12 protein-coding genes and 1 pseudogene are annotated in these 12,090 nt (G+C 61.5%); 5 read left to right on the top strand and 8 right to left on the bottom strand.

The features are described from left to right. Positions 1-263 (top strand): transposase domain-containing protein (locus tag EG885_RS20205; RefSeq protein ID WP_131578250.1); only part of this gene is annotated, 263 nt, incomplete at its 5' end. A 164-nt stretch (positions 264-427) separates the two neighbouring features. Here the strand turns inward: EG885_RS20205 and EG885_RS20200 are convergent. The 3 genes from EG885_RS20200 to EG885_RS20190 all read right to left on the bottom strand — a co-directional run bounded on the left by EG885_RS20200 (position 428) and on the right by EG885_RS20190 (position 3,196). Continuing rightward, entirely contained in the window at positions 428-1,009 is a 582-nt protein-coding gene (locus EG885_RS20200; protein ID WP_131578247.1) for a hypothetical protein, read from the bottom strand. A gap of 127 nt (positions 1,010-1,136) precedes the next feature. Continuing rightward, positions 1,137-2,129, bottom strand: a complete 993-nt coding sequence (locus EG885_RS20195; protein WP_131578243.1) for an LLM class oxidoreductase — start codon at positions 2,127-2,129, stop codon at positions 1,137-1,139. A 65-nt stretch (positions 2,130-2,194) separates the two neighbouring features. Further along, the gene (locus tag EG885_RS20190; protein WP_131578240.1) at positions 2,195-3,196 is read right to left on the bottom strand and encodes a zinc-dependent alcohol dehydrogenase family protein; all 1,002 of its coding nucleotides are present in this window, start codon (positions 3,194-3,196) and stop codon (positions 2,195-2,197) included. Positions 3,197-3,343: 147 nt separating this feature from the next. Here EG885_RS20190 and EG885_RS20185 point away from each other — a divergent pair, with 147 nt between their 5' ends. Further along, the gene (locus tag EG885_RS20185; RefSeq protein WP_131578237.1) at positions 3,344-4,270 is read left to right on the top strand and encodes a LysR family transcriptional regulator; all 927 of its coding nucleotides are present in this window, start codon (positions 3,344-3,346) and stop codon (positions 4,268-4,270) included. A 180-nt stretch (positions 4,271-4,450) separates the two neighbouring features. On the opposite strand, the gene EG885_RS20180 is transcribed toward EG885_RS20185, so the two are convergent. From EG885_RS20180 to EG885_RS20165, 4 genes are all read right to left on the bottom strand, one after another. After that, a complete protein-coding gene (locus tag EG885_RS20180; protein WP_131578234.1) occupies positions 4,451-5,455 on the bottom strand; it encodes a zinc-dependent alcohol dehydrogenase family protein in 1,005 nt (334 codons plus the stop codon). 145 nt (positions 5,456-5,600) lie between these two features. Beyond that, the gene (locus EG885_RS20175) at positions 5,601-5,888 is read right to left on the bottom strand and encodes a DUF1330 domain-containing protein (RefSeq protein ID WP_131578231.1); all 288 of its coding nucleotides are present in this window, start codon (positions 5,886-5,888) and stop codon (positions 5,601-5,603) included. A 51-nt stretch (positions 5,889-5,939) separates the two neighbouring features. Next, the gene (locus EG885_RS20170) at positions 5,940-6,953 is read right to left on the bottom strand and encodes a zinc-binding alcohol dehydrogenase family protein (RefSeq protein WP_131578228.1); all 1,014 of its coding nucleotides are present in this window, start codon (positions 6,951-6,953) and stop codon (positions 5,940-5,942) included. A 603-nt stretch (positions 6,954-7,556) separates the two neighbouring features. Beyond that, complete coding sequence (locus tag EG885_RS20165; RefSeq protein WP_131578226.1) at positions 7,557-8,468, bottom strand: AraC family transcriptional regulator; 912 nt, start codon at positions 8,466-8,468, stop codon at positions 7,557-7,559. 97 nt (positions 8,469-8,565) lie between these two features. Here EG885_RS20165 and EG885_RS20160 point away from each other — a divergent pair, with 97 nt between their 5' ends. The 3 genes from EG885_RS20160 (at position 8,566) to EG885_RS20150 (ending at position 11,244) form a co-directional block, all read left to right on the top strand. Beyond that, positions 8,566-9,324 carry an SDR family oxidoreductase gene (locus tag EG885_RS20160; RefSeq protein WP_131578224.1) on the top strand — a complete coding sequence of 253 codons (759 nt, stop codon included), beginning with the start codon at positions 8,566-8,568 and terminating at the stop codon, positions 9,322-9,324. 54 nt (positions 9,325-9,378) lie between these two features. Next, positions 9,379-10,323, top strand: coding sequence for an alpha/beta hydrolase family protein (locus tag EG885_RS20155; RefSeq protein WP_131578222.1), 945 nt, complete (start codon positions 9,379-9,381; stop codon positions 10,321-10,323). Positions 10,324-10,668: 345 nt separating this feature from the next. Next, on the top strand, positions 10,669-11,244 hold the full coding sequence (locus EG885_RS20150; protein ID WP_207392349.1) for a nuclear transport factor 2 family protein: 576 nt from the start codon (positions 10,669-10,671) through the stop codon (positions 11,242-11,244). Between the two features lie 732 nt (positions 11,245-11,976). Here EG885_RS20150 and EG885_RS20145 read toward each other — a convergent pair. Beyond that, a pseudogene (locus tag EG885_RS20145) lies at positions 11,977-12,090 on the bottom strand (IS5/IS1182 family transposase); the annotation flags it as partial.

Below are 12,090 nucleotides of genomic sequence, written 5' to 3'. Positions count from 1 at the left end.
GCGATGGCCGTGTCGAGATCGACTCCAACTGCGTCGAGAACCTGATCCGACCGATCGCCCTGACCCGCAAGAATACACTCTTCGCCGGCCATGACGAGGGCGGGAGATCCTGGGCACGCATCGCCTCTCTGATCGCCACCGCAAAGATCAATGGTATCGAGCCCTTCGCCTATTTGAAGGCAACCTTGGAAGCAGTGGCCGCCGGTCACCCGCAAGCAAGGATCGACGATCTGCTGCCTTGGAACTTCATGCCGTCAAGCTGAAAGCAGGTGAGGCGGCGCCGCCGCTTACAGGTGTCACCTCCTCGGGGCGATGTATCGGGTCAGGTCAGTGTGGCTGATGGGCCGAGGGCAATGACCTCGGCTATGACAACGCATCCGGTCATCAGGGGTTTAGCGCGGGTCAGCCAAGCGCTGCTGCGGCCCGTTCAGGGCCCACACGTCCAGATGCCGTTCAGGACCCGGCTGGCGCCGTCGGCGCGCTGGAACGTCAGCGTCGCGGGATGGCCGGGCGATTCGCCGCCGCCGATCGGCTGGTCCGAGCTGCGCGCGACAATGATCGTCGTGCCGCGGCCTGCGAAAGTGGCCCCGCGAAGGATGCCGTCGAAACCGCCCGGCGCACTGACCGGCTCGACGTAATCACCCAACTTCACAATTCCTGACGCGCGCTCTGTCGACGAGGCATTGCCGGACGCATAGAGCAACGTCCTGCCCTGTTCGGCGAAGACGCAGACCAGTTCCCCCGCAAGCCGCGCCGTCTGGATATCATCTGCCGAAAGGGGGGAAAGGCGGATGGCTGATCCGTCACCGCCCAAAGTGGGCGTAGGTGCCGGACCGGCATTTCCGGGATTGGGCGGCGCCGAAGGGATAGGCCTTGTGACAGTGTATCCGGCATTCGTTTCTTCCAGTGGCGCCACGCAGCCGCTGACTGCGGCGAGCACGATCAACGACAGAGCTGCCGCCCCCACCTTCAAACGCAGGCCAGTGCGAGATTTGGGCGTGAGATTCATAGGTTTATTTCCTTGGTCATGGTCGGCATAATTTGAAGCGATCGGGGGCAAGACTGCAGGTGTTGGCCTCGACCTATCAAAATTAGTTTACTTCAACCGGGTCGAGACATGACAGCACGCGCAGGGCTCATGGGGCAACAGCGATGCTGAAATGCGGCAGGACGTGGTGTCCGATCTCCTCAAGGACATCGGCCACCGGTCTATGGCTGAACTTGAGGTTCAGGGCGACGTGGTTGACCCCATGGTCGCGCAGTTCACCGAGCAGGTCGATCAGCCGCCGGTGGCCCAATCGATATCCCAGATGAATGGGACGGGGCTGCGCATCCGGATTGTCTGTCAGGTCGAGGTAAAGGGACTGGGCAAGCGGCTTGAACCCGGCCTCGGCGCGGAGAAGCGCCTCGCGCCATTGCGAGACGACCTGCGCCTGCTTGAGCAGGTCGCGCGGGTAGGTGACCCAGCCATCACTGCGCTGCGCGATCCAGTCCAGCGATTGCTGGCTCTGGCCCGTGACAAGAACGGGCAGGCGGGATGCAAGAGGCTTGGGAATCAAATCGCCGCCGCCCGCAGTTCGGCCATAGTAGGTCGAGGCATGGTTTGGAAAATGCGTCGTGAGCAACGCCTCTGTATAATCGAACGCGTCGCGAAAGAGTTCGGCGCGCAGGTTCGCATCACGGCCATATGCCGGGTATTCGACCGGGCGGTCGCCCGAGGCAACGCCGAACACGAAACGCCCGCCGGACAGATGGTCGAGTGACGCCGCCGCCTTGGCGACATCGATCGGGTGGTGGAGCGGCAGGATGACGGCGCCTGTGGCAAGCGCGATGGTGGAGGTATGCGCCGCAATCGTCGCAAGCCAGACGAAGGGGTCATAGATCTGGCCCAAATCGCCGAAATTCGGGTCGTTCAGGGGGACGTCGCGCGCCCAGAGCGCGGCGAAGCCAAGACGCTCCGCATCCTGCGCCAGCTCGATTTGATTGTGCATGGTCGGCTCGGGGCCGTTGAAGGCCTCGATCGGAAAGTAAACGCCGACAGTCAGCTTTTCGGGCGCGAACATTGATCCGTAGCTACGTCCGAATGGACCCGCAACGACATTATCGGCCTGCGATGGGGCGTCGATCATCTTTCTCTCCTTTGATCGGGGGGCGGATGGCCAGGATGAGAAACCCCCGCCATCCACGTGGTGTGTCAGGATCGGGGCGCGGCAGAAGCCTCACCGGAAACGTCGATCACGACCTTGCCGCGCAGTCCGCGTGCGGAGCCGTTCTCAAGTAGTTCGTGCGCCTCGCCCATCCGGGCAAGCGGCAGCGTTGCACCGATTACCGGTTTGACTAAGCCACGCTCAACGAGCTTTGTAAGGGCATCGAGCTTGCCCCGGTTCTGCCGGGTGAACACGAAGTGGTAGGCTGCGTTTTTGCCCCAGGCTTCGATGAGGTTCTGTGGCTGTGCGATATCGACGAGGCTGACCACGCGTCCGCCATCCGCGAGTGCGAGCGGGCTTCGGGAAAGCGTGTCGCCGCCGATCGTGTCGAAAATGACATTGACGCCGTCTCCACCCGTCACCCGGGCTATCACATCCACATAGTCTTCGGCGGTAAAGTCGATCGCCTCGTCTGCGCCAAGCGAGCGCACGAAGTCATGGTCGCGAGCGAGTGCGGTCGTGATCACCCGTGCACCGATCGCCTTCGCGACCTGGATTGCAATCGTGCCGACGCCGCCCGCCCCTCCGTGGATGAGGATCGTCTCGCCGACACTAAGCTGTGCGCGCTGAACGAACGCTTCCCAGACCGTGCCGCCGACAAGCGTCAGACTCGCCGCTTCGAGATGGGTCAGGTTGCGAGGCTTGCGGCCGACCAGCTCAACATTGGCAACGTGCTGCTCGGCATAGGACCCGGAGTCGCCGAAAATCTGCGGCGTGTAGTAAACTTCGTCACCGACCGCAAACTCTTGAACGTCCGAGCCTAACTCCTCGATGACCCCCGATATGTCGTGGCCAGTTATCGCGGGAAGCGGTACATAGTCGGCATAGTCGCCGCGTCGAATCTGATAATCCAGCGGATTGATGGCGGTGGCGTGCACCCGCACCCGCACCTGACGAGCGCCGACTTGCGGCACTGGCACGTCGCGCAGTTCGAATGAATCCGGTCCGCCAAAACGGGTAAGGACAGCGGCCTTCATAGTATTGATCATCACATTATCCTTATCAACATGTGTGGAGGCTTCTCAGGCTCAATGAGCCGTCGCCTCGTTGCGATGAAGCTTACTTGATTTCTCACCATTGCTTTCGGTAGCCGGCAATTTTAGTATCTTCTTCAAGAGATCATTGAAGGCGGCGTCATGGACGTGAGGGATCTAAGGCTTTTTGTCCGCATTGCCCAACTCGGAGGCATCAGCGCGGCAGCTCGCGACTTGGGCCTCACACCCGCCGGCGCAAGTGCTAGGCTGGCAGCGCTCGAACGGAAGCTGGGCGCTAGACTTCTTCATCGGACAACACGTCAGGCTACATTGACGGAGGACGGACTTGCCTTCCTGCCGCATGCAGAGCAAGTCATGCTCGCGGCAGAGGCCGCCCGAGCGGCATTGGGACGAGAGCAGGCTGCCCCGCGCGGAACCCTCCGGGTGGCGGCTCCGGCGTCGTTCGCACGTATGCATATCGTGCCGGGACTGGCCGATTTCTGCAGACAGTATCCTCAACTGTCTCTGGACCTGCGCATCTCGGACAGCATGGTCGATCTTGTCGAAGGCGCTTTCGATGTGGCAGTGCGGTATGCTGAACTTCGCGATTCGTCCTTTGTCGCGCGCCGCCTCGCTCCTGACAAAAGGGTGCTGGTCGCCTCGCCGGAATATGTCGAGCGCCGCGGGCGACCGAAGACGCCTGACGACTTGGCAGAGCATAGCTGTCTCGCCGTCGGCACTCTCGATCTCTGGACGTTCCATGGCAAGGACGGAAACCCGATTGAGCGGCGGATCACCCCAAGCCTTCGCATCAATGACGGCGGTGCCGTTCGAGACGCTGCCTGTGCGGGGCTCGGTGTTGCGTTGATGGCCACCTGGTGCGCCGCGGACGAGCTTCGATCCGGCGTCCTCGTACCAGCCCTTCCCGACTACCCTCTCGTCTCGACACAGACGCTTTGGGCGCTTTATCCGAGTTCGCGCGAGCTGGCACCGAAGGTGAGGGCTTTCATCGACTGGCTTGCCGAGAGGTTCGGGGGCCAACCATACTGGGACCGGGGCCTGGAGGAGATCCTGGGGGACAATTACTGACGCTCGCGGGTGTCGATCGACAAAATTCATCCAGCGTCTTGATTGTGCCGCGCTCTGCAGCAACGTTGTCGTAATACACTTAGCCATGGACTACCTCGCGTCCGGGGTGAGGCGTAATTGCAGGTACGTCCTTCCGCTGAAGGTATGTGCACCGAGGTAGAGCGTTGGTGGTGGGCTGCATCATCGCTTCGTGGGAAGCTTGACAGTCTGGTCCACGACATCAACGGCCACCTTGCCTCGAAGCCCGTAAGAACGTCCGTTCTCGAGTAGCTCATGCGCCTCGCCGATCCGGGCCAGAGGCAGCACAGCGCCGATCACGGGCTTGACCTGGTCCCGTTCGACAAGTGCGGTGAGCGCGTCAAGTTTGCCCCGGTTCTGCCGGGTGAACACGAAATGGTAGGCGGCATTCTTACCCCAGGCCTCGATCAGGTTCTGTGGTTGTGCGATATCGACGATGCTGACCACCCGTCCCGCATCCGCGAGGGCAAGCGGGCTGTTCGTCAAAGTATCGCCGCCGATCGTATCGAAGACGACATCCACGCCCTCGCCCTGCGTTAGCTCCGCCACGGCGGCGACATAATCGCCCGCGGTGTAGTCGATCAGCTCGTCGGCTCCGAGCGAGCGGAGGAACTGATCGTGCTCGGCACGCGCCGTCGTGATGACCCGCGCACCCATCGCCTTAGCAACCTGGATCGCGATCGTGCCCACGCCGCCGGCGCCGCCGTGGATCAAAATGGTCTCGTGAACGCCAAGCTGGGCGCGGCTTACCAAAGCTTCCCAGACCGTGCCTCCAACCAGCGTCAGACTGGCGGCCTCCAAATGGCTGATATTGTGCGGCTTGCGGGCGACCAGATCGACATCGGCAATGTGCTGCTCGGCATAAGAGCCGGGACCGCCAAAGATCCTCGGTGTGTAATAAACCTCGTCGCCGATCGCGAACTCGGTCACGTCCGTCCCTTTCTCTTCCACGACACCCGAAACGTCGTGGCCGATAATGGCGGGAAGCGGCACGTAATCGACATAGTCGCCACGCCGGATCTGGTAATCCAGCGGATTGATGGCAGTGGCGTGGACGCGCACCCGGACCTGCCGGGGCCCGACAGCCGGGACGGGAACATCGAGCAGCTCGAATGCATCGTAGCCTCCAAATTCCTTGAGGACGATCGCCTTCATGGTTTCGGTCATAGTTTCAGCCTTTCTGGTGTTCTGCCGACGGCACCTGACTTTTAGGTCGGACGGCTACTGGATGCCGTGCATGGAAAGCAGGCTCTGCGTGTATGACGGACATGATCGGGTTGAAAATGCCCCAATCAGCTGTACAAAAAATGTGTCATGCCCCTGCGACGATGAAGCCGCGATATCGCGCGCCTCGGAAGCGATGCTGTGCGGGCGCTTGATATTCGGGGCTGCGATACCAGGCCCGCGCGGCGTCCATGTCCTTAAACTCGAGGATGACCGCACCCTCGATCTCGTCACCCTCCAACGTCTCAAGAGCGCCATAATCGGCGAGCAGCTTCATCTCGTGCCCCTCGAAGCTTGCATCGACCCCGGCGAAATATTCCGCGAGTTCGACCGGGTCGAGCGTTTCGTCGCGCATGAAAACGACATATGCTGGCATGCCATCTGATCCTTCAATTCGAGATGCCGGGCGCATCGATTGTCTGCCAACTCAGAAGCCTTCAAGGACGATCTTGCCCCGCGCCTGACCACCCTCGAGCAGCGCATGAACGCGCCTGAGATTGGCTGCATTTATCGGCGATAGCCGTTCGGTGAGCGTGCTGCGCAGCCTGCCCGCATCGACTAGTGCACTTGCCTCATTCAGGATCCAGCCCTGCCGGGCCATGTCGGGCGTGCCATAGATCGACCGCGTGAACATCAGCTCGTGGTGTATCGAGACCGCCTTGCGCTTGAATGCCATGATGTCAAAGCCCGCCGGGTCGTCGATCAGGCAGAAGCGGCCCTGCGGCGCGATCAGTTCGACAATGTCGGCGACATGGTCGGCGGTGTGGGTCGTTGAGAACACGAATGCCGGCGCACCGATGCCGAGCGCCTCGATCTGAGAAGCCAGGGGTTTCGAATGATCGAGGACGTGATGTGCGCCAAGCGCCTTGACCCAATCCTGCGTTTCGGGACGCGACGCCGTCGCGATTACGGTGAGGTCGGTGCGCTGGCGGGCGATCTGGACCGCAACCGAGCCAACGCCCCCGGCGCCGCCGATGATCAGGATGGCGGGTGCCGCGCCGGGAACAGGCCTGGTCACGTCCAAGCGGTCGAAAAAGGCTTCCCATGCCGTCAGCGTGGTCAACGGCAGTGCGGCGGCCTCGGCCCAGTCCAGCGAGGCGGGCTTTGCACCGACGATCCGCTCATCGACCAGATGAAGTTCCGCATTGGTGCCCGGGCGGATGATCGATCCCGCATAGAACACCTCGTCCCCGGGCTGGAACAATGTCACCTCCGACCCAACGGCGCGCACGATCCCCGAGGCATCATAGCCAAGCACCTTCCACCCGCCCTCTTGCGGCGGCGTGCTGCGGCGGACCTTGTAATCGACCGGGTTCACCGAGATCGCTTTTATCTCGACGAGAAGATCGCGGCCTGTGGGCAAGGGCTCGGCAAGATCGATATCCATCAGAGATGCCTCGCCTTCGATCGGGCCGGGAAGTCTGTAACCGATGGCCTTCATGTGTCTTTCCTACCTTGTTGTAGTGTGCCAGCGCAGCAGCGGAATGGCCTGTCAATGCACGCCGATGACACTTGATCCCCTGCGGGCTATTGCAATGTACGCCTGACGCGGGCGAGGTGATGCCTGATCTGATCTGAAAGTTACCCCGTATCAGCAGCGGTCGCGCTGCATGCCCTGCCGCAATGGTGCAGATCTTGCGCCTTTCGCGCGCGCCTGGCGCGAGGCCTGCAGAAGCGCAGGTCGCATTTCGCGCACCAGTGGCCCGGCAGGGCGTCGGGTGGACGGGGCGAAGGCCGCCAACATGATGCTGGTTCAATCTAGGTCCGATTTGCCCATCTCACTGGCGTGCTTGATGTGGTTTGGCAACAGTTCTGACCATGGCATTATCGGAACCGCGTCCCTTGGGTACTTCGAAGGCCCGCGGTTACCCAACCTATCATCAAGTCTTTTCGATCCGTTCTTCGATGACAGATATCTGGGCGTTGAGCACACCTCGAGGATCGACATCCATTGTTTCAACCTCGGCCGACACGTCTTGCGTCTGATGAGCCCCATAGATTCATCCTGAAACCCGATCCCCCACGTGCTGGGACCGAGCATTTGCTACCGTTTCTGCCTATTTGCGAATGCACCGGGAGAAAGCCGCTCGTGCCGGGCAAAAGCCGTTCCGAAGGCATTGGCGGATCCGTAGCCGACGCGCAGGGCAATCTCGGTGTTGGTCAGTCTGCCCTGCTGCAGCAGGGTCTTGGCGATCGCCATGCGCCAGTCCGTCACGTATTCCATCGGCGCACGTCCGATTGCCTTTCGGAACTTTTCAAAGAAGCCAGAGCGGGACATGCCTGCCTCCTTCGCAAGCCCGGCGACGGAAATGCCACCACTCGCATCCGCATGGATGCGCTGCAAGGCGGCGGCCAGTTGGGGATCCGCGAGTCCGCGTATCAGCCCCGGCGGCATTTCAATGCCGGGTCCCGAGCGAAGAGCGTCGATGAGCAGCACCTCTAGCAGCCGCTCAAGGATGAGCCCACGCCCCGGGCGGCCGGCGCTGGTTTCTTCGTGAATCACTGGCACAAGTGCCATCAGGCGGCCATGGCCAGAGATATGTATCATCTCGGGGAGCAGCGACACAAGGAGGTCGCTGGCAGGTGCCGAAAAGCGGCAATGCCCGACGAGTGCGCGCATCTCCACAGGGGCGTCCGCCGGGCCGAGGCGAACCCGCCCGGGTCCGATTTCAAGCGGCCGGCCCGGCCCCTTCGGCTGCGGAGCCAACGCGCTGGTCATGCGAAAGCCCTGCAGATCAGGAATCAGGATGAAGTCTCCGGCCGTGAGCATGACGGGCGCCCGCCCAACCACTTCAATCCTGCAGCACCCCTCGACAATCGCGCAATAGAATGGGCTGGCCATCTCATGCCGCTCGACCTGCCATTGGCCACCCGCCTCGACCATCTTCGAGATGGACACTGATGGTTTAAGCAGTGTGACGACGCTGGACAGTGGGTCTGCTTCGCTATCGAGCATAATTTTGGACGCTTGATGTATTGTTAAGGATTTAGATGTATAGCATGAACGGATCTGGACAGCTATCTCCCTTGCACATCAGACAAGGAGACCAGATATGCCCCGTATCCTCATCACCGGCACCTCTTCGGGTTTCGGCCAAGCCATCGCAGTGCAGTTCCTTGACCGGGGCTGGGAGGTCCTCGCCACGATGCGTAATCCTTCCCCCGAAGGTCTGCCTGTTTCCGACAACCTGCGCCTACTGCCCCTAGATGTGACCGAGGCTGACAGCATCGCGGCCGCCATTGCGGACGCAGGCCCGATCGATGCACTGGTGAACAACGCCGGCGTCGGCATGCTCAATGTGCTGGAAGGCACCGAGATCGTCCGCGCCCGCGAACTCTTCGAGACGAATGTGCTGGGGACCATTGCCATGACCCGCGCCGTAATGCCTGGAATGCGCGAACGGCGCAGCGGTGTGATCGTCAACATCAGTTCCAGCGTAACGCTGCGCCCGCTGCCCGCGCTGTCGATATACAGCGCCAGCAAAGCTGCGGTGAATGCGTTCACCGAAAGTTTCGCGCTGGAGGCGGCGCAATTCGGCGTGCGTGCCCGGCTCGTTCTGCCCGGCAGCGCACCCGAGACATCATTCGGACGCAATGCCGTGGCACAGATGGGAATGGACGTGCCGGAAGCCTATGGTCCCTTTGTGCAGGCCTATTTCCAGACTCTCAAGTCCGCCACTCAACGGACGCAGGCCCGCGATGTCGCGCAGGCTGTCTGGCAAGCCGTCACGGATGAGAGCACCCCGATGAAGCTGCCGGCTGGTGCCGACGCCGAAGCATGGTTCAGCGAGGAAGGTATCGCCGCCGCCTGATCTACGGGGCGCGGCAAAGGTGCCGCGCCCGCATATTAGAAACAAGGCTGACAAATGAACCGATTGATTAAGCTGTCCCGTATCTTACCTGCGCCGGACCCCGCCTTGACCGTTGGCTACACGCCGATCCGACTTGAAATGCCCGGCCGCCAATCCCTTGAGCTGCGCCTGACCGCAACCGCAACCGGAGACGCCATGCCGATCGTGATCTTGTCACACGGCTTTGGCCCTTCGAACTATATCCCCTCAAAGGACGGCTACGCTCCGCTTGCCCAGTTCTGGGCCGAACGGGGCATCGCCGTCATTCAGCCGACGCACGCCAGTTCACGGGTCGGCGGGCTTGATCCCGACCTGCCCGAGGGCCCCTTCTTCTGGCGCGAGCGCGTGGTCGAGATGCGCACGATCCTCGACCAACTGGCCGAAATTGAGAGGCAGGCCCCGGCCGTGGCGGGACGGCTGGACCATGCCCGGATCGCCGTGGCAGGCCACTCTTTTGGCGGTCACACTTGCAGCCTGCTGCTTGGCGGGCGTTTGGAAGATAAGGATTTCTCCGATTCGCGCATCGGCGCCGGCATTCTCCTCGCGGCCCCGGGCCGCGGCGGAACCGATCTGACTTCTGAGAATGCCGCGCGCTTTCCCTTCTTTAACGTGGATTTTAGCGGCATCAACGTGCCGACCCTCGTGGTCTGCGGCTCCGAGGACGATCCGCATTTCACGCCCCGTGGCTCTGACTGGCACGCGGACGTCTTCCATGACGCGCCCGGGGCAGATGCGCTGCTGACGATCAATGGCGTTGGCCATGGCTTGGGTGGCATCGCGGGGCTGGACGCACGCGAAACCGAAGCCGAAGACCCCGAGGCGTTAGAGGCGACCCGACGGCTGACACTGGCCTGGTTGAGGAGCACGTTCTTCATCGAGCCGGCCGCCTGGAAACAGTCTCAGGCTGCACTTAAAGAAAGCGCGGCCACGATCGCGAAAATTACCTTGAAAGAAAAATGAAAGGTCGTGTGATTAACAATAGCCGTTGTTCAGGCAAGCACTATCCGCTGCGCCTGCCCCAACATTACATCCCGCACGTGGCTACGCTGCGCCGCAAGGTAATCTGCATCAGGATCCTCCGGCCATCCCCATCCACTCACATGCGGCGCCAGCCCGGTCCGCTCGAGCGTTTTAGAATCGCATATAGCGCAACCTGTCGGCAAGCAGGGCAACGTGGCCAAAGGCGCTCCCTGTTAAACAATATTCATCAGGCCGCGCAGTAGGTGCTGACCTGAAGAGAAAGCTGGCCTGTTCCAAGGCCTGACGCCTTAACCTGAAAAGCCATACTCATAGGAGGAAGATCCCATGACCATTAATCGCCTCAACAAGACCGCCCGGTCCCTGCTTGTTGCCGCAGCGCTGACCTGCGCGAGTACCCTTGCCGGAAAGGCACAGGAGATGTCGGTTGCCACGCCAGCGTCAGACACATCGGTCCTTGCGGTGCTTCAGACGATCCTGTCGAACCCTACGGATCTTGCATTTGTCGAGCAGTACACAACTGACGACTTTACCTACGCTTCGCTGAACTTCGGCAACCCGGAGGTCAAGCGCGTCCTTCCTTGGGCCGGGACAACCGAGGGCGCTGCAGGTCTGGTGCAGGCCTTTGTTGACGTTGGCCGCTACTGGACCGTTGACGACTTCACAATCCAGGACAGCTTCGAAAACGAGGATGGCGCGGCCATGTTCGGCACGTTCACCTATACCTCGAACACTCTCGGCAAAACCGTCACCTCGCCCTTTGCGGTCCTGGCACGGGGCGAGAACGGCAAGCTGTCCTATGTCCAGTTCATGGAGGACACCTATGCCACTGTGCGCAGCTTCCGCAACAGCGGCACCTATCGCATCAAGGCCGACCCGGAAGGCGGCGAAGAGGATATCTGAGCGGTAAACCCGACTTCCTGAGTTTGGCCACGACCGCTGTGAAGCCGCACGGGGTCTGGATCGCGCGCAGGAAGTGAGGCGCGCCCGTCACATGGGCGTCGACAGGAGGCGCAGCGCTTTGGGATCATTCCGGCGCATCCGCCCAGGGGCAGGCCGGTGCCAATCGAAAAACCCATGGCGGTGCCGGCGGGCCTTCGCGGCAACAACGCCTGTGAAGGCCGCAGCTGGTCATGAAGAAGACCGTGCTGCCGCCAAACCCGGCCCGCGAAATCGTGCCGGAGACGCCACACGTCCCTTGGGGCCCAACCTTTGGCGGCCTGTCAGCCCGGGTGGGCGGGGCCACCCGATCAAGAAGGACACCTGCATGTCCGCCCGAAGTGCCTCCCTCGGCCGACTCAGAAAGACCCCACTGGGGTGGCTGACGGTGTTTTCCGCAGTTCTGCTGGTCGTGACGCTACCGAGCAGGTTCACGGATAACTGGCGGCTGACATTGCGGGACCTGATATCGACACTCGTTGCGGTGCCGATCGTTGCCAATATCACCGAGCCTGCGGTCCGGCCGGCGGCGGCACTCGAACGCTTGGCGGCGCGGCGTCGAACGCGCATGCAACGACCATGCCGATTATTACAATTTTGTGGCGCACAGGCATCCCTGATGAGAATGCAACCGGCATAATCGAAAGGCAGGAGACCGGATATAACGGGTTGAAAAGCGCAAATTAGGGTCAGGATTCATAACCAATAGATGACGGTTGCTGCGAGGGCGATGGCCGAGAGGAAGATCTTCGGACATCTGTCATATCGCGTTGCCACGCGCCTCCAATCCTTGAGCCTGCCGAACATGAT

Source organism: Paracoccus nototheniae (assembly GCF_004335005.1).
GTDB lineage: Bacteria > Pseudomonadota > Alphaproteobacteria > Rhodobacterales > Rhodobacteraceae > Paracoccus > Paracoccus nototheniae.
Note: the sequence above shows the minus strand (reverse complement) of the source record. Positions and strands in the feature narration are given on the sequence as shown.